The 17484-nt window shown below is 67.7% G+C and carries 18 protein-coding genes and 1 pseudogene; 7 read left to right on the top strand and 12 right to left on the bottom strand.

The window, feature by feature from the left end:
- Positions 1-1167: 1167 nt before the first annotated feature.
- Positions 1168-1725, bottom strand: a complete 558-nt coding sequence (locus ACZ7L5_RS19800; RefSeq protein WP_471518109.1) for a TetR/AcrR family transcriptional regulator — start codon at positions 1723-1725, stop codon at positions 1168-1170.
- Between the two features lie 96 nt (positions 1726-1821).
- On the opposite strand from ACZ7L5_RS19800, the gene ACZ7L5_RS19795 reads away from it, so the two are divergent.
- Together ACZ7L5_RS19795 and ACZ7L5_RS19790 are read left to right on the top strand one after the other, a co-directional pair.
- Positions 1822-2430 (top strand): DUF2867 domain-containing protein, encoded by a 609-nt coding sequence (locus tag ACZ7L5_RS19795; protein ID WP_471518108.1) that lies wholly within the window; start codon positions 1822-1824, stop codon positions 2428-2430.
- A 742-nt stretch (positions 2431-3172) separates the two neighbouring features.
- On the top strand, positions 3173-4093 hold the full coding sequence (locus tag ACZ7L5_RS19790; protein WP_471518107.1) for an NADP-dependent oxidoreductase: 921 nt from the start codon (positions 3173-3175) through the stop codon (positions 4091-4093).
- Positions 4094-4515: 422 nt separating this feature from the next.
- On the opposite strand, the gene ACZ7L5_RS19785 is transcribed toward ACZ7L5_RS19790, so the two are convergent.
- From ACZ7L5_RS19785 to ACZ7L5_RS19770, 4 genes are read right to left on the bottom strand one after another with little or no spacing between them, the layout of a single operon-like run.
- On the bottom strand, positions 4516-4782 hold the full coding sequence (locus ACZ7L5_RS19785; RefSeq protein ID WP_471518106.1) for a DUF4235 domain-containing protein: 267 nt from the start codon (positions 4780-4782) through the stop codon (positions 4516-4518).
- Positions 4782-5249 (bottom strand): DUF3618 domain-containing protein, encoded by a 468-nt coding sequence (locus tag ACZ7L5_RS19780; RefSeq protein WP_471518105.1) that lies wholly within the window; start codon positions 5247-5249, stop codon positions 4782-4784. The genes ACZ7L5_RS19785 and ACZ7L5_RS19780 overlap by 1 nt, the downstream gene beginning before the upstream one ends.
- Positions 5246-5665, bottom strand: a complete 420-nt coding sequence (locus ACZ7L5_RS19775) for a phage holin family protein (RefSeq protein ID WP_471518104.1) — start codon at positions 5663-5665, stop codon at positions 5246-5248. Before ACZ7L5_RS19775 ends, ACZ7L5_RS19780 begins: the two co-directional genes overlap by 4 nt.
- Before the next feature lie 6 nt (positions 5666-5671).
- The gene (locus ACZ7L5_RS19770) at positions 5672-6790 is read right to left on the bottom strand and encodes a YihY/virulence factor BrkB family protein (protein ID WP_471518103.1); all 1119 of its coding nucleotides are present in this window, start codon (positions 6788-6790) and stop codon (positions 5672-5674) included.
- A gap of 589 nt (positions 6791-7379) precedes the next feature.
- Between ACZ7L5_RS19770 and ACZ7L5_RS19765 the strand changes: the two genes are divergently transcribed.
- The 3 genes from ACZ7L5_RS19765 (at position 7380) to ACZ7L5_RS19755 (ending at position 9227) form a co-directional block, all read left to right on the top strand.
- Complete coding sequence (locus ACZ7L5_RS19765; RefSeq protein WP_471518102.1) at positions 7380-7940, top strand: hypothetical protein; 561 nt, start codon at positions 7380-7382, stop codon at positions 7938-7940.
- A gap of 63 nt (positions 7941-8003) precedes the next feature.
- On the top strand, positions 8004-8543 hold the full coding sequence (locus ACZ7L5_RS19760; RefSeq protein WP_471518101.1) for a hypothetical protein: 540 nt from the start codon (positions 8004-8006) through the stop codon (positions 8541-8543).
- A gap of 114 nt (positions 8544-8657) precedes the next feature.
- Positions 8658-9227, top strand: a complete 570-nt coding sequence (locus ACZ7L5_RS19755) for a cysteine hydrolase family protein (protein ID WP_471518100.1) — start codon at positions 8658-8660, stop codon at positions 9225-9227.
- 476 nt (positions 9228-9703) lie between these two features.
- On the opposite strand, the gene ACZ7L5_RS19750 is transcribed toward ACZ7L5_RS19755, so the two are convergent.
- The 5 genes from ACZ7L5_RS19750 to ACZ7L5_RS19730 form a co-directional block, all read right to left on the bottom strand.
- Entirely contained in the window at positions 9704-10930 is a 1227-nt protein-coding gene (locus ACZ7L5_RS19750; protein WP_471518099.1) for a Rieske 2Fe-2S domain-containing protein, read from the bottom strand.
- A gap of 915 nt (positions 10931-11845) precedes the next feature.
- Positions 11846-12184 (bottom strand): STAS domain-containing protein, encoded by a 339-nt coding sequence (locus ACZ7L5_RS19745; RefSeq protein WP_471518098.1) that lies wholly within the window; start codon positions 12182-12184, stop codon positions 11846-11848.
- Positions 12181-13467 (bottom strand): SpoIIE family protein phosphatase, encoded by a 1287-nt coding sequence (locus ACZ7L5_RS19740; protein ID WP_471518097.1) that lies wholly within the window; start codon positions 13465-13467, stop codon positions 12181-12183. The genes ACZ7L5_RS19745 and ACZ7L5_RS19740 overlap by 4 nt, the downstream gene beginning before the upstream one ends.
- The gene (locus ACZ7L5_RS19735) at positions 13467-14270 is read right to left on the bottom strand and encodes an alpha/beta fold hydrolase (RefSeq protein WP_471518096.1); all 804 of its coding nucleotides are present in this window, start codon (positions 14268-14270) and stop codon (positions 13467-13469) included. Before ACZ7L5_RS19735 ends, ACZ7L5_RS19740 begins: the two co-directional genes overlap by 1 nt.
- A 434-nt stretch (positions 14271-14704) precedes the next feature.
- Complete coding sequence (locus ACZ7L5_RS19730) at positions 14705-14875, bottom strand: hydrophobic protein (RefSeq protein WP_471518095.1); 171 nt, start codon at positions 14873-14875, stop codon at positions 14705-14707.
- Positions 14876-15014: 139 nt separating this feature from the next.
- On the opposite strand from ACZ7L5_RS19730, the pseudogene ACZ7L5_RS19725 reads away from it, so the two are divergent.
- Positions 15015-15183: pseudogene (locus tag ACZ7L5_RS19725) on the top strand (CsbD family protein); the annotation flags it as partial.
- Positions 15184-15474: 291 nt separating this feature from the next.
- Positions 15475-15921 (top strand): ATP-binding protein, encoded by a 447-nt coding sequence (locus ACZ7L5_RS19720; protein ID WP_471518094.1) that lies wholly within the window; start codon positions 15475-15477, stop codon positions 15919-15921.
- A 99-nt stretch (positions 15922-16020) separates the two neighbouring features.
- Here the strand turns inward: ACZ7L5_RS19720 and ACZ7L5_RS19715 are convergent, their stop codons facing one another.
- Positions 16021-16866 carry an RNA polymerase sigma factor SigF gene (locus ACZ7L5_RS19715; protein WP_471518093.1) on the bottom strand — a complete coding sequence of 282 codons (846 nt, stop codon included), beginning with the start codon at positions 16864-16866 and terminating at the stop codon, positions 16021-16023.
- Positions 16867-17240: 374 nt separating this feature from the next.
- The gene (locus ACZ7L5_RS19710; RefSeq protein ID WP_328876903.1) at positions 17241-17483 is read right to left on the bottom strand and encodes a DUF6411 family protein; all 243 of its coding nucleotides are present in this window, start codon (positions 17481-17483) and stop codon (positions 17241-17243) included.
- Position 17484 lies beyond the last annotated feature (1 nt).

Raw genomic sequence — 17484 nt, 5'->3', positions numbered from 1 at the left:
AAGAACCTACTCACGCCGGAAACTGTCGCCACTTCAGAAATCTGTGACAGACACCAGAAAGGGGCCGATCGGGCGTTCAAGAACCCGGAACGACACATGTGACGGACCATCAAAAAGTGACAGCAGAAGCGACTTGGCAGCAGAGCTGGGCCAAACGGGGGGACTCACTGACACCCCGTCACACTTCTGCGCGCGTGTCGGGCATTGACAACGCACCGCACGCGACTAAGACGCCACCCCCGGGCACCTGGATCTGCCCTGATCAGCGCCTCACAGCAGGAACTGTAGCGGGCACACACACCCACCACGGACAGACTTGCCGAAGTCGCCCCACGAAGGCCGGACCGCTCACGGCCCAGCCGCACTCACCGCAGCCACACAAGGAGAGCAGCCAGAGACCAGGACCATGACACCCCAGCCAGCCGACGACAAGTCAAAAACCCGCAGCCACCACCCCCGCTGGGGTGGCCACCACCCAGCGGGGGTGGCCACCCCAGCCCGACAATCCGCGCAGCCGAAACCCCAGTCCATCCATGACCCAGGAACAGCCCCAAACTTGCGGAGACTCGGGGCGGTCGGGTGACCGCCCCCAGGCCACGGTGACCGTGCTGCCGATGCCCACTCACCGCAAAGTCGTCGGCGTCGCGCGCCCGGACGGTGAAGGGCAAGTCTCTTGAACGCCTCCCGCGACGACCAGCCAGCCCCCGAACCCCAGGTCGGGCCCGAGCCCGAGGGCGAACCGCACTTCGACCCCTACCACCACCCCGCGGTCCGCTGAGGCGCGGCGAAGAGCGTAGCCGGGTGCTGATGCGTGAGCGCGCGCTCGTGGATGCCCGCGGGCGATCAGGCGGATGAACCACGAAAACACCGGCTTCGACTGCCCGGGATGCGCTGGCCTTGGCGATGAAGGCGAAGAGCGAGAGGTGTGCGGCGCATGGATGAGGCAGGCGCATGGGGTCGGCCCGCGTGGGCTTGTATCAATGGTGCTGGTGCAGCGGGCGGCGCGGTACCGGCACCAAGCGCGACAACATCACCGGCCCTGCACCGCGCGGTCGGCGAACGAGAGCGTCCCGAGCGCACCCGCACCACCACCGAAACCGTCGGCCGGGTACCGACCCGCCACCACGCACACCACAAAAGACCAGCAGCACATCTCATCAGAGCCGCTCAGCCCAACAACCGCTTCCTGACCGCGGCCAGGACTTCCGTGCGGCTGCGCGGGCCGTTGTCGGCTGCGATGAGGTGGTCGCCGATACGCAGTGAGAAGGTGATCAGGCAGCGGGCCTCGACATCGCCCTCGTCGGGGCAGAAGGCCCCGTAGAGCTCGCGCAGATAGTCCATGCGCCGGTTGTCGGCCCGGCGCAGGCACCGCGCGACGCCTTCGTCGCGCCGGGCCCAGTCACGGATCGCAAGCTCGACCCCGGCACTGGTCACGGGCGTCTCGCCCGACCCCACGAAGTCGAAGAGACGCCCGAGCCGCTCACGGGCGTCACCCCTCTCGCGCTCGATCCGCTCGATGACATCCTCGGTGACCCCGCGCTCCCAGGTGTCGAGCATCTCCTCCAGCAGGGCGGCACGGTTACGGAAGTAGCCGTAGAAACCGCCCTTGCTGACACCGAGCGCCTGGGCGAGGACCTCGACCCGGACCGCCTCGGGGCCGCCGCCGGCCAGCGCCCGCAGCCCCTCCTCGATCCACTTGTCCCGCGGTGTACGGATCGCACCCATGCCGTGTCTCCCCTTCATCTGCCCCGGCAAGTATACGGAGCCGTATAGATGGGTCTATGCTCGATATATACGCCACCGTATAGACAGGGGTCCGTCATGAGCGATCTGCGCCTGCCCTCAAGCGACCACACCTCCCGCCCCTGGCGGATCCACGAAATCACCGGCGACTTCCGGCTCGAGGACCTGTGGGCGCTGCCGACCCCGGGCGGCCCCGACGACCTGCACCACCTGGTCCGGCAGATGGCCAACGGCACGGACGGACCGGACGGCGGCAACCCCGTGGGCCGCTTCCTGTTCGCGGTGCGCTGGAAGCTAGGCACACTGCTCGGCTGGGACAAGCCGGACTCGGGCGTCGGCGGCCGGGTGGCGACACTGCGCGACCGGCTGCCGGACGACCTGCGCGAAGGCCCGCGCGGGCCCGACCTTGCAGCGGCGCCCTTCACCTCGGTCTTCGAGACACACGACGAGTGGGCCGCCGAGTACGCCAACAACACCATGCACGGGGTCATGCACATCGGCTGGGTCCCCGACGGCAACGGCGGCTACCGCGGCCAGATGGCCGTCCTGGTCAAACCCAACGGCCGCCTCGGCTCCCTCTACATGGCCGGCATCAAACCCTTCCGGTACCTGGGTGTGTACCCGGCCCTGATGCGATCCATCGGCCGGCAATGGCGAGAGGACACAGCACGCCGAACGGCACACTGACGCCCCCTGCCTCACAAACCCTGACTCCACCCAAACCCCCGCGACTTCACGTGCGAACAGCGGCCCATGCCAGAACAGGTGCTGGACCCACCTGAGCGCCGAGGAAGCTCTGACCACCAGTGAGCCCTGCCCCCCACCCGAGAGGGGAAGAGGGGACTGCAAGTCTTCCCCGGATGATCCCAACGGCGTGAACGGCCTACGACAGCACAACGACCTGCTCCGGTCTCTTCCACCGGATGCACTGTGCCGCCGGCACGATGGACGCCCTGCCGGCGAGGCAGTCCACCACGCACTCGTACAGACGCCTGGTCGCGGCAGCCCGTTATGCCGAGCACACGGGGACCCCAGGCTCCGCACCAGTCTCGCCGAAATGCCGCAATGCGCGGCCGGTCGACGACCGGATCAAACCGCTCAAGAAGAGCACCCAGGATCCGCCTTCAGGAACCTCATCCACGACCGCCTGCCCGACACCGCCGACCGACCCCAGCGCAATGGCCCACCGGCAGCGCGTGCAAGTGGCCCAGTCGTCCGGGCCGCATCCGTCCTAAGGTCGAAAACGTGATCACAACGGCACCCGTCAGCCGTCCATCGCCCGCCGCTGCGTGCAGTGGCAGACAGGCGCGGACAGCGCTGGGACTGCTCACAACGGCGATCGGACTGTCGGCCTTCTGCGGGCCGATGCCCGCGCCCGCCAGGCGCTCTACCCGCTCCCCGACCGTCCCCCTGCTCACAGGAGCCCCTCATGCAAGCCATCACCGTCCAGGACCGTGACGCCGGCGTCAACGGCCTGACCCTCTCCGAGCTGCCCCACCCGCACGCCGCCGAGAACGACGTGATCGTGGAGGTCCACGCCGCCGGATTCACCCCCGGCGAGCTGGAGTGGCCCAGCACCTGGACCGACCGGGCCGGTCGTGACCGCACCCCTAGCGTGCCCGGCCACGAGCTGTCCGGCGTGGTCACCGAGCTCGGCTACGGCACCACCGGCCTGACGGTCGGGCAGCGCGTGTTCGGTCTGACGGACTGGACCCGCAACGGCTCACTGGCCCAGTACACGGCGGTCGAAGCCCGCAACCTCACCCCGCTCCCGGCCGACATCGACCACGTCACCGCCGCCGCGCTGCCGATCTCCGGGCTCACCGCCTGGCAAGCCCTGTTCGACCACGCCCACCTGACCACCGGCCAGAGCGTGCTCATCCACGGCGCCGCGGGCGGCGTCGGCTCCATCGCCGTGCAACTGGCCCGCGAGGCCGGAGCCCGAGTGATCGGCACCGGCCGGGCCCGCGACCGCGACACCGCCCTCGGCCTGGGCGCGGACGCCTTCGTCGACCTCCAGACCGAGAAACTGGACGACATCGGCGAGATCGACGTCGTGTTCGACGTGATCGGCGGCGAGATCCTCGAACGCTCCACCGCACTGGTCCGCCCCGGCGGCACCCTGGTCACCATCGCCGAACCGGTCACCGTCCACCCCCACGACGGACGAGCCGTCTTTTTCGTCGTCGAACCCGACCGGGCCCGCCTGGCCGACCTCGCCCAACGCCTGCGGGACGGCCGCCTCAAGCCGATCATCGGCGCCGTCCGACCGCTCACCGAGGCAGCCTCGGCGTTCAGGCCCGGCAAGCGCACCCCAGGCAAAACGATCATCCGCGTCACCGAAGGCTGAAAGAGCGTTCTTTGTCCCGGCGGGTGTGTTTGATGTCCGGGGCTCCGGCCTGGGGTTATAGCTCATCAGCCGGTTCAATGTAGACGCGGATGATGTGGAGCAGGCTGTCGGCCGAGGCACGAGCGGTGGTGGACAGGCTTGTCACCGTTCGTCGCAGCGTGCAGGTCGCCGTGGCGATGCGCGAATGCGCCGGCACGATGTAGCGGAGGCCGTGGTCGCTACGACACAGCAGGAACCGATGCCTGCACTCGCCGGGCTGAGTGAATGTACGGCCCCGGCCCCCATGGTCGGGTAGCGGGAGGACGCTGACAGAAGTTGGCGCACGCCTGGGGCAGAGCGCACTTCTTGCCGCACGCTATCCCGTCCTGACCGGTCACCGTTGGCGTTCGCCACGCCGGGGTTGTGCGGACGCGCCCGGTCGGTCAGCCGGGCCAGGTGCCGGTCAGGCGGCGGGTGGCGGTGGCGCCGCCGCGGTCGACGGCGGCTTTGACGCCGGCGAAGATCGCACCCTGCAGGACGGCTGCCGACACCACCTCGCGCCAGGCTCGGTGCTCGTCGGTGGCGTCGGGAGCGTCCTCCTCGTGCCCCAGCCGCTTCCAGACCTGCTTGAACATCGCACCGGCCAGGACACCACTGACGGCGCCCATGGCCATGCCGACCGGCTTGTACGCGATCTTCGAGGCTTTCATCAATGCCTCCTGGCACGTCGGATGAGCAGTAGCGCGATGAGCCCGCCGGCGGCTGCGAGCAGCGGGGTGCGTTTGGCCCACGCCGCCTCCATGCCCTGGCCGGCCTTCTCGCGGACCGGTTCCGGTGTCTTGTCCCGGGCCAGCTCGGCGACGTGCACGGCCTTGCCGCGAACCTGCTCGGTCGCGGCAACGGCCTTGGCACGCACCGGTTCCGGAGCCCTGTCCTGCACCGCGTGAGCGGCGTGGGTCGCCCTGTCCTTGAGTTGGGCTTTGGCCAGGGTGGTCTTGTCGGCGACCTGCTGCTTGACGGCCGTCGTCTTCTCGTGGGCGCGGGTCTTGACGTCGGTCTTCGCCGAGAGTGCCTCGACTGTCTCGCCGAGCTCCTCGCGGGTCGCCTCGACCTTTTCTCGCAGTTCCTCGGGGGAGGTGGCTGCTTCATCGCCCTTTTGCTTCTTGTCCGGGGTCATCGCTGGGCCTTCTCCTTGATCTCGGCCACGTCGGACTTGACGCTGTCCAGGGTTCGTTCGGGAGCGGGCGGGGATGCCCTGCTGATCTGCTTCTTGCCCAGAGCAGCCATCAGGGCGGTGATGGCGGCCAGGACACCGGTGACGATCAGAGCCGCCACCCATATGTCCATGGTGAGCGACAGCGCGGCAATCACGGTGGCCACCAGTGCCTGCAGAGTGAGGACACCGATCAGGCCGGCGCCGCCGAACAGGCCACCGCCCTTGCCGAACCGCTTGCCCTTCTCGGTCATCTCCGCCTGTGCCAGGCGCATCTCGTCGCGGACCAGCTGTGACAACTGCTGAGACGCACGCTGGACCAGGTCGCCCACCGGTTCCGTCGCTCCGCTGTCCGTTCGGTGGGAGTCCTGTGCTGTCATGGGTGTTCACCTTTCCTTGCTCGGCGTTTGGCGCAGGTCCGGCGGGCCGTCGCCGGCCTCCGCAGAGGAGTCAAGGCGGCGGTGGTCCTCCTCGTCCCACTTGCGGGTATCGCGGGGCTGTACGTACGGCTCGTCGTCGGCAGGGTGACCGCCCGCGACGGCGCGCTGGCGGGCCAGCTCGGCGTCGAACTCCAGGCCCAGCAGGATGGCCAGATTCGTTATCCACAGCCACACCAGGAAGATGATCACGCCGGCGAAGGTGCCGTAGGTCTTGTTGTACGAGGCGAAGTTCGCCACGTACAACGCGAACCCGGCCGAGGCGATCATCCAGATCACCAGCGCCAGGAAGCTGCCCGGCGTGACCCAGCGGAAGCCGCGCACCTTTGCGTTGGGCGTCGCCCAGTACAGGATCGCGATCATGATCGTGACCAGGACGATCAGCACCGGCCACTTCGCGATCGACCACACCGTGAGCGCTGTGTCGCCGACCCCCAGCGTCTCGCCGACCTGGCGGGCCAGGCCGCCGGTGAACACGACGATCACCGCGCTGATCACCGCCATGACCATCAGCACCACGGTCACACCGACGCGGACCGGCAGCACCTTCCACACCGGGCGGCCCTCCGGGACGTCGTACACCGCGTTGGCGGACCTTATGAACGCGGCGACATAGCCGGAGGCCGACCACACTGCGAGCAGCAGACCCACGATCGCCATGACCGAGCCGAGGCCGGCGTTGCCTTGCATCTGCTGCACCGCGCTGGTCAGGACGTCTCGCGCCGCGCCCGGGGCGAGGTTCTGGATGTTGTCCAGCACCTGCTGGGACGCCGACTGCCCGACTACCCCGAGCAGTGAGATCAGCGCCAGCAGCGCCGGGAACAGTGCCAGGATGCTGTAGTAGGTGAGCGCTGCGGCCCGGTCGGTCAGCTCGTCCTTCTTGAACTCCTTCAAGGTGCCTTTCAGCACCGCCCCCCAGGAGCGCTTGGGCAGGTCCGTCGGAGTGTCCGGCGCCCGCCGCTCCACCTGCTCGTCCGGCCCGGGCTCAGGTGTCCGCTCGGTTTCGGCCCTCGTGTCGGTCGCGCTGCGTTCGTCGTGCCTTACATGCCGTTTCAGTGTCCGTGCCATTGCGCACGAGTATCCGACTGAGCACCACATATACACGTATTCGCGACATACCATCACAAGGTTCAGAAATCGGCCGTCACCGCCAGCTCGCCCAGCCTCATCCGAACGCAGAAATCGCCGACCAGGGGCCGTGATCAATCTCAGTGCACATGACGGACACACCTACGCCAACGATCAGCCCGCCGCATCAGCCCTGAGGGGCTGACACGGCGACATGTGACCTCAGTTCGCACCGGCGTTGATCATGCAGAGGCACCGCAGGTGACACCCGAACTCGCGTCGAAGTGACGCCCACGACCTCGTTCCGAACGCCCGAACCAGCACCCGCCCACCTTGAACAAGGAGGTAAAGGAGGTAGGGGAACCCTCGTGGCCATGAGCGCGCACTCAGACCCGAGCGCGGCCCGGAAGGCCGCGTCTTCGATGATCGACGCGTGACGGCCCGGCCTCTCACACCACGATTAGCGTCGCAGCCCCGGCCCGGCCGACGCGCCTGACCGCACCGATTCGTCTCCGCACCTCGTTTCAAAAGCGGAGAAACAGCCATTCGTAGTAAAGAGGCAAAAGGGCGACATTGGGAGGCTTGCGCGATGTCAACAGGGACACTTCTGGCGATCATCATTCCCATTGCGGTCGTGATCGTCGTGGCACTCGTTGCGGCCTCGATGCTCGTGCGCCGCAGAAAGCTCCGCGAGCGGTTCGGCCCGGAGTATGAACGAACGATCGAGGACGCCGACAGCCGCACGGTCGGCGAGCGTGAGCTCAGGGCCCGCGAGAAGCGGCATGACTCACTGGACATCAAGCCGCTGACCAGCAGCTCCCGGGATCGGTACACCAGGGAGTGGACCGGCGTGCAGGATGAGTTCGTGGACCGTCCGGAAGACGCCGTGCACGACGCGGACCGACTGGTCACCTCACTGATGCACGAGCGTGGCTACCCGACCGAGGACTTTGAGCAACAGCTCAAGGACCTCTCGGTCCAGCACAGCCGCACCCTCGAGCACTACCGGGCCGCCCACGATGTCGACGCGCTCAGCACCCGGCACGAGGCGACCACCGAACAGCTGCGGGGGGCCATGGTCCACTACAGGGCCCTGTTCGACGAGCTGCTCTCCGACGGGGGCGAACCCCGCCGCCACGCCCATGCGTGAACCCTTAACGAACGGGCCCCACGCCCTCCCGGGAGGCCCCGGGCCTCCGGGAACGGAGGAGAAATGCAACGCAAGGACATACCGAACACCGCCGCCGAGAGTGGCCTGTCCACCGACGACCTCGCACGACCCCGCGACCCGTCCACGCGGGAGAGCGCCGCGAGCGCACGGCCCGCCGTGCCGACCTTCCCCGGCGAGAGCACGGCCACGCCGGGCAGGCCCGCCGACGACGAGGCCTCGGTGGCCGACACGGGCCGGGAGGACGAGGTGGTGCAAGCCGACGCCGGCACACAGCAGCAAGCCACGAACCAGGACGGCCACGCGGAGGACGAGGCCCCTCAGCTCCTTACCCCAAAGGACGAGGAAGGCTTCCGCACACGCTGGCAGGACGTGCAGAACAGGTTCGTCGACGACCCCCGCGAGGCCGTACACACCGCCGACGCACTCGTCGCCGACGTGATGCAACAGCTCGCCACCACCTTCGCCGACCACAAGCAAGAACTCGAAGGACAGTGGAACCGCGGCGAACAGGCGAACACAGAGGACCTGCGCCAAGCCCTGCGCCACTACCGCGCCTTCTTCAACCGCCTGCTGACCACCTGACACCACACGACGGGCAAGCTCGGCTCACTGGTCACCGAGAGCAGGTGCGGCCCCCGTACCGTGCGGTGACAATCCGAACGCGCAGCCGGCGGCGCCCCGAAGGCGGGAGAGACCGTGAACGGCTCCGCGGACACGACGAGGCTCGCCCTCATCGTGATCGACATGATCAACACCTACGACCACGAGGACGCCGAGCTGCTCGTGCCGTCCGCCCGACGCGTCGTGCCCGTTCTGGTGGACCTGATCAGCCGGGCGCGGGAGGCGGACGTGCCCGTGATCTACGCGAACGACAACTTCGGGGTATGGCGCTCCCACCACGGAGAACTCGTCGACACCGCCCTGGCGGGGCGGCACGCAGACCTGATCGAACCGATCAAGCCCGACGACGATTCGCTCTTCGTGGTGAAGGCCCGTCACTCGATCTTCTACGAGACACCCTTGCCCTATCTCCTGTCGCAGCTGCAGGTGCGACACGTGGTGCTGTGCGGACAGGTGACCGAGCAGTGCATCCTGTATTCGGCCCTGGACGCACACATCCGCCACCTGACCGTCACCGTGCCGCGGGACGCCGTCGCCTCCATCCATCCGCATCTGGAGGCGGCGGCCCTGGAGATGATGGACCGCAACATGGGTGCCCTCATCGTGGTGGCGAAGGAAGTCGACTTCGCCCCGCCCTCCCAATAGCACAGCTGCCCACCGCCGTTACGCGTGCCGCGCGCGGGTAGCCGGTGACCGCATCCAACTTCTTCCTACCCGAGCCGATCCGCCAGGGTGATCCGAGGTCATATGTGATGAGCAGTGGCAGACCTCTTGGTCACGAGGGTTGCCGCCGCCGACCGACTCGCGCTGGGCCTGACCCTGGCCATCCTGCGGTCCCCGTATTCTCGAGCGAGTGCCACATGGCGACGCGGCCCCGTGTCCAGGAACCTGATCAGAGGCGACGCAATACCGGTTGGGCGTGAGCCGAAGAGCGGGCCGTCGCAGAGGAGCCCTCTCCGGCTTCCCCGTATGGCGGTGGTGTCGCACCCAGCCTGGCGGGTACGGGCCGAAGGGTGCTGTGGGAGCCGGGGGCTCTTCTCCAGCCTCAGTGGTGTCTGAGGAGCACACGCCTGGCGGGGCCGGCCCCGTCGGAGAGGCCGGGGCCGATCGTTCCGATCCATTCAGGCTTCCCCCAGACGCCCTGCCCAGCGACACGACAAGGGCTGCGGGCCGTCGAAGCCCTCGGGTGCCGCCTGGTGGTAACCGAGTACCGTCGCCTGGCCGCCCGGAGCGATGCCACACGCAACAGGGGAGGAGCGTAGCGGTACACCGTTGGCGCGCAGCACCTCGCGCACGTCCAGGATCAGAGGAAAGACCTCATGATTACGGTCCTCACCCTGTTCCCCCCACGCCCGCTGCTCCGCCTCAACGGCCATGCGGTCCTCGGCGAACACACGCTCGGCGAAACGCCTGATCAGGGGCCACACCAGATTCAGGATCCCGGGAATCCCGGGCTTCTCGATCATGAGGAGGCCGTAGGTGTGACATGTACGCTGCTCGGCGTCCTCGGGCACGTACGCGGCCCAGAGGCGGAACGACGGATGCTCGGCACCCTCCGGGACCAGGTCGAGCGTCTGGTACGGATACTCGGTTCGGATAGTCATGACGTCGCTGGAGTCACCCCTGCCGATGCCCTCGGCGGCCAGCAGGCCGGCACCCCTGTTTCGCTTTCCCCCGTCATGGGTGAACAGGTACCTGGCCTCCACCGACCGCGGGCCGGTCCGGTATCCCAGCAACTCGGGATGGAGTCTGCCGACGACGCCCCGGTGGAGAAACTGGTGGTTCATGTCAAGCAGGTTCTCGTGCATGAACGAGTAGTGGCAGCGAACGGTGCGCGAGAAGGTCATGACCTTGTACTTCGCCGAGCCGAACGCTGGCAGGTCAGGCAGCGCGGTGACCGCCGCCTTGTCTGCATCGCCTGGGAAGACGAACACCAATCCGTACGCCTCGCGTACGGGATAGCTGCGCACGCCACGCGGCGGCCGACCATCACCTTTGGACAGGTACGGGATCTGCGAGAGCCGGCCATCGCCTCGATAGACCCAAGCGTGATATCCGCAACGCAGGGTCTCGCCCTCCACGACGCCCATGCTCAGCGGCACCTGACGGTGGGCACACCGGTCCTCCAGCGCGTGCACAGCACCGCTCTCACCGCGGTAGAGCACGATGCGCTCCCCGGCGAAGGCAGTCGCAAACACCCGCTTGCGGCGCACGCTCCCGGACACCGCCACCGGATACCAGAAATCCGGATTCGCACCGACCCGCCGAAGATCGGCCATGCCCGCCCTCGATTCGCGGCGCCCCGAGGGCCGACCGCTCCCAGGCCTGTCGGAGTCGGTCTCGGTCATACCTCTCCCTCGTCCATGGGACAGCACCCTCCATCCTGGCGGCTGCCCCCGCGCACACGCTGCCCAGCGCATCCGGACGGGTGAGCACGCTGCACTCTGGACGGCCCGGATTTCCTCGAGACGGTCATCGCGCCCTGGCCATTCGTTCCCCCGGCGGGAGCGCGACTCCTCGTGAGGGCCTGGCTCCGCCGGCGCCCGGCGCCGGGCCCTCACCACGCGCATGGCTCCCTCTACGGATCCCGAGCCGACTCTCGCCACCACGGCAGCCGAAAGCCTCCAGGCCGAGGTCGAACTCGGCCCTCGCCCGCCACGCCATCGGAGAACGGCGAGGCCCCTGACCGGTCGCGCCGTCCTTCCGGGACCGGTGCCCGGCACAGGCGCCACTCGGCTGCTCCGCGAGGAGGATACGGGCAGTGAGGCGTGTTCCGATTGGCTCACGCTGGACTCCAAAACCCTCAGCAACGGCCATCGCGATCTCCGGACCGTGCTGGCCGGCAGGGTCAACGCACCCGGCCAAGGAAGGCCGGGTGCGTCTCGTTCAATCGGGCGGCGGCGCAGAGTGCGGATGGCGCGCCCCTCGCGACACGGTGGTACTCGCTGCCCGCCTGCCTGAGCGCAGCCGAACTGCGCCTCGCCAGTGAACGAGTTCGTCGATTTCGAGCAGGTCGACACGCCCGTATCTCCGACTGGCCGTGCCCAGGGCGCGCCCGTGACCCGTGTCGGCCTCAGGCCGCCGGGCCGGTGCTGGTCATTCGACGAGTCCACACTGTGCTGCCTCTTGTCGGCATCCGCGTGTCTCTCCCGTGCCCACCTGCGGTTCCATCGAATTCGTAGTCAGCGCTACCGGTGGTGCGACGTGCAGGCGTCGCGGGTGTCCACTGGCTCCCTCCGCCGTATATGGCACCGCTCCGGCGGTCAGGGCTGGGTGGCGGCGTGGCTGTCAGGAAGGATGGGGAAGATCTGGTCGAGTCCGACGACGTTCAGAACGCGCAGGGTGTGGGCAGGAACGGCGGCGAGTGCGATGTCTGCCCGGGCGGCGTGGGCGAGGTTCCGCGCGGCAATCAGGGCGGTGAGACCGCTGGAGTCGCAGAAGTCCATGCCGGCCAGGTCCAGGACGAGGCGTTGGCCCGGCTGGAGGGTGAGGGTGGTGAGCAGGTCGCGCAGCTCGGAGGTGTTGGCGTAGTCGAGTTCGCCGGTGATCTCCAGAACGGGACCGGTCGCGGCGTCTCGGGTGGTGATCTTCAGCAGGCTCATTCCGTGTTCTTCGTCGTAGAGCGGGCGGTGGGGACGCCGAGGGCGAGTAGCGCCGTGTCGTCGTCGAGGCCGTCGCCGAAGTCGTCCAGCAGGCCGCCCAGGGCCTGGATGACGGCATCTGCGGGCTTGCCGGCTTGGCCGATGGCGAAGGCACGCAGGGCCTCGTCGCCGTACAGGGTGGTGCGGTCTTCACCGGTACGGGCCTCGGTGAGGCCGTCGGTGTAGAGCAGGAGGGTGTCGCCGGGGTCGAGGGTGGTGGTGGCGGTGCTGAATGGTGCGGAGGGAAGGATGCCGACGAGGAGGCCGCCGGGGGTGTGCAGGAAGTCGGCCGTGCCTCCGGCACGCAGGATGAGGGCTGAGGGGTGTCCGCCCGAGGCGAGTCGGACGTTGGCCTGTCCGGTCGCGAGGTCGGGTTCGATGATGCCGAATATGGCGGTGCAGTAGCGCGGATCGCCGCCGCTGTAACGCTCGTGGAGCACCTTGTTGAGGGTGGACAGGGCGGAGACGGGGTCGGGGTCGTGCAAGGCGGCGGCGCGCAGGGTGTAGCGGGTCAGCGAGGTGACCGCGGCGGCCTGCGGGCCCTTGCCGCATACATCGCCGAGGAAGAACCCGAAGCGCTTGCCGTCTATCGGAAAGAGGTCATAGAAGTCGCCACCGAGGCGGTCGGGAGAGGCGGTGCGGTAGTGGGCGGCCGTCTCCACACCGGGCACCGACGGCAGGGAGTCGGGCAGCAGCGACTGCTGGAGAACGGCGAGGGCGTCTTGGAGCCGGGCCCGGTCGGCCTCCGCCTGCTTACGCGCTGCTTCGGCCGCCTTCCGGGCTCGGAGGAGTTCGGCTTCGTAGGCGCGGCGGTCCCGGGCGTCGAAGACGGTGGTGCGGATCAGCAACGGTTCGCCGCTGGTGCCGTGTTTGACCGCTGAGGAAACCAGCACCGGCATCCGGTCGCCGCCGACCTGCTTGATCTCCAGGGCGATGCCGCCGATCTCGCCCTGCATCCGCAGCAGCGGAGCGAAGTGCGTCTCGTGGTACAGCTTTCCGCCCACGGTCAGGAGGTCGGTGAACCGCAAACGCCCCACCACCTCCTCCTGCTCCAGGCCGAGCCAGCGCAGCAGCGTGGTGTTGATCTTCGCGATGGTGCCGTCCATCAGCGTGGACAGATACCCGCACGGTGCGCTTTCGTACAACTCCTCGACGCTGTCCTCCAGCAGCGCGGCGAACGTCGCATTGGATGTTCCCTCGTCGCCTGCGCCCTGCGGGTCGGGCAGCTGCCCGGTCCGGCACATCACCGCAAGTCCGCCAGGAAGCCGGTGATCGCCTCATTGGTGGCCTCCGGCGCGGACAGGTGCGGGCAGTGACCGGTCGCATCGAGAGTGACCAACGTCGAGCCGGGAATCGCCTGGTGGACGAAGGCTCCGACCTCGCGGGGGGCGATGACGTCCTGGGTGCATTCCAGCACCAGTGTCGGCACCTGAACGGTTTTCAGGTCGTCCCTCGAATCCGACAGGAACGTGGTCCGGGCGAAGACACGTGCCATGTCCGGGTCGGTGGCGCAGAAGCTGTTCGTCAGCTCCTCACCCAGCTCGGGACGCTCCGCGTTACCCATGATCACCGGGGCCATCGCCGCCGACCAGCCCAGATAGTTCGACTCCAAGGACGCCAGCAGTTCGTCGATGTCCTCCGCGCTGAACCCGCCCCGGTAGCCGTCGTCGTCGATGTAGCGCGGCGACGGTGCGACCATCACCAGCGCCCCGATCCGTTCCGGCGCCATGTCCGCGGCGAGCACCCCGATCATCGCGCTGACCGAGTGCCCCACGAACACCGCATCGCGCAGGTCGAGCGCTTCACACACCTCCACCACGTCTCGGGCATAACCCCCCAGAGTGGCGTAACGGTCCTCCGAGAACGCGGACAGATCTGCGCGCCCCGAACCCACGTAGTCGAACAGCACCACCTGATAGTCCTCGACCAGAGCCGGCACCGTGAGCCGCCACATGTTCTGATCACAGCCGAACCCGTGAGCCAGCACCACTGTCGGCCCCTGTGGGTTGCCGGTGACAGTGACATTGTTCCTGCGCTCGATATCCATGCCCTCACCCTCGCAGACCCCGCCCACCGCTCTTGTACGGCCGGGACTCACCTTCTCCACCGCACCCGCCTTCCTCACGCATCGCACACATAAACAGTGCAGTTGCCGAAGCAGGCAGCCCGCCTGGCTCCGCCGTGCACGCCTTGAACCTGGCGCTTTGGGACAGATGGGACACCGACCCGTCTGGCTGGCCCGGGGAGAGTGATGAATGACTCATCGCTGAGAGCTGGGATGGGCGCGCGCGCCGATTACTGGCGGGCCTATCGCCGTTCCCGCGGCAAGAGCGTCACCGATGCGCGGGTTCTTTCGCGCGTGACCGGCCCGCAACCGTCACACCCTAAGTCCGTCTTTGCGCCTTCGTCCGGGGCTGAGCGAACGTAGGGCCTGGCCGTCATGACGGCCAGGCCCTACGAAGGGTGCGCTCGAAGTTCGGATCACCATCGATACCAGCGGCCGCGGCCACCGCCGGCGCTGGTGGAGCGCATGACGAAGCCGAGCAGCCACACCACCAGGACGGCGATGGCTACCCACCAGAGGATCTTGACGGCGAATCCGGCGCCGAAAAGAATTACCGCGAGAAGCAGAACAAGAAGCAGGGGAACCATAGTTATCAACCTCCTGCCCTCCGACTGCCCGGACATCAACCACTCATTCCCGCGTAACGCCTTGTTTGTGAAGGGAAAGCGGGGGAACGAGTGGGTTCTCCGCGACAGCGACACCAAACGCTACGAGGAGGCATGTTCCATGACTGTCGGCGAGAAGGCCAGGGCGAAGACCGAGCAGGCGAGGGCAAGACCAAGGACGCCCTGGAAGCCCCACCGGCAACGACCGCATGGCCGCCGAGGGACAGGCAGAAAAGAGCACGGGTGACGCCCGTGAGGCAAAGGAAAAGGCCAAGGACGCCTTCAAGCACCAACGTACCCTCCTCCCCCGGCAGAAGGGCCTTCCCGCAAACAATCCGGGAGACCCTTCTCAATTCAGCAAGCAACCGCTTCTTGCTCGCGCTCTGACCGCCTGGTGCGCACAGGTGCGGTCTGATCCGCTTGATGACTCAGACTGCCGCGGCCGGCAAGTTCGAAGTCCGAGTCAGCATCGCGCCGTGCAACCGGAAGCATCATGAACAAGGCGACAGCGGGTACACGCAATTGCGCGATAACGACAACCTCGACGTAAACGACAAGGAACAACCCACGGGAAGAGTCTTATGGTCACACCGCTGGATAATCGATCATCGTACGAACGAGACCCTGCGGCGCCCCTGCGACGGAGCACCACCTGGCACACGGACACATCGCTCGCCCAAGCCCGCGCGGCCGTACGCGCGCTGCTGGCCAGGGCCGGCTACGACCCCGACCGCCGGTCTGGCCAGGACGCACAACTCATCGTCACTGAACTGGTCACCAATGCGCTGCGCCACGCACCGGGCCCGGGAAGCCTGGTGCTCGAAGTGACACCCGACTCCGCCTTGCTTCGCATCACCGTGCGCGACACGTCCCCGCGCCCGCCCGAACTGCTGACACACGACGCCCGCCGCGTCGGCGGGCACGGCCTGCGCCTGGTTACCCGGCTGTGCGACCGGCTGCACACCGTCGCCCTGGATACCGGCAAGCAAGTCGCCGCTCATCTTTACCTGCGCAAGCCCGCCAATTAGGGGCGTTTGAGGTAGCAGGAGCGCTTCGCCTGTCCGCCATTCAGGAATCGCCGGTCCGTCGACCGGCGTCGGCGTGCCCGCCCTGCCCGGGGCGTCCTCTCAGTTGTTGACGAGCATGCCTTCCCGCAACCGGGCGAGGGTGCGCGACAGCAGCCGGGAGACGTGCATCTGCGAGACGCCCAGGCGCTCGCCGATCTGGGCCTGGGTGAGTTCCTCCACGAACCGCAGGTGGATGATCTGCCGGTCCCGCTCTTCCAGTTCGGCGATCAGCGGAGCCAGGGCGTGGAAGTCCTCCACCAGCTCAAGCGCCTGGTCCTCAGTACCGATGAAGTCCTGCAGGACGCTCTCGCCGTCGTCGCTGGAGGTGACCGCAGCGTCCAGGGAGGAGGAGTTGTAGCCGTTGGCGGCCAGGCGGGCCTCGATGACCTCGTCCTCGGGCAGGCTCATCAGCTCCGACAGTTCCTTGACTGTCGGCGTGCGGCCCAGGCGGCTGCGGAGTTCCTCGGTGGCGCGGGCCAGTTGGACGCGGGCCTCTTGAAGTCGGCGAGGGACGTGCACGGCCCAGGTGGTGTCACGGAAGAACCGCTTGATCTCCCCCACGATGTAGGGGATGGCGAATGAGGTGAACTCGACCTCACGGGTCAGCTCAAACCGGTCGATGGCCTTGATCAGACCGATCATGCCAACCTGAACGATGTCCTCCATCTCCTCAGGCCCACGGCTGCGGAACCGCCCGGCCGCGAAACGGACCAAGGACATGTTCATCTCGATCAATGTGTTCCGCGCATAGCTGTACTCGCGCGAGCCCTCCTCCAACACCGCCAGCTGATCGAAGAACATCCTGGACAGCTCGCGTGCGTCCTTCGGCGCCACCCGGGAAGGAGCGGCAACCTCTGGCAACTCGCACGCCTGCGTGTCCGTCGCCTCCGCGCTCATGAGCGCCATGACAAATCCCTCCCACCAACAAGACCAACCGCCGTTGCCCGCCGTATGCGACCGGCGCCGACCCGCGTCTACCCCCTCACCCTGCATCTATGCCGGCTCGTACGGATGGAGGTGGGAACACACCGGCAGGCGGCCCGCAAGCGGTGGCCCGAAGCCGTCAGGCCCAGTGGACCCTGTCCACCCTGACCGGCGGGCCACCCGCACGGCTGACCATCCAGGTGTTCCGAAGCAGCGGCAAGGCTGCAAGGCGGCCGCACTGCCGGCGTCGAAGGCACGAGGGACATGTTCACCTCGATCGGCGCGTTGCACGCGTCCTGGTACTACAACGGCGAGGCGCATTGAGCCTCTGACGCTCACGAGGAAACATGCACCGGTCAGAACGGCATGCGGCCGCGGGCCCGTCGACCAGCCGAACCGCTGCGGCCGGCAGCCTTGGAACTGCTGCGGAAAGGCTTACTGAGAACGCGCCCCAGGAAGCCGGGGGCCTTCCCACCGGCCCGTGCTCCGGCGCCGAGTGTGCGCTGGGTGCCGCGTTGCGGATGGTGAGACAGGCGAGGTAGAAGGAAAGCGAGAAGGGCGAGAACGACGCACAGCGCGACGATTCCGACGATCATCATC

This window comes from Streptomyces sp. NPDC107528, assembly GCF_055639295.1.
The sequence above is the reverse complement of the archived record's forward strand: the minus strand, read 5'-3'. Positions and strand labels throughout refer to the sequence as shown.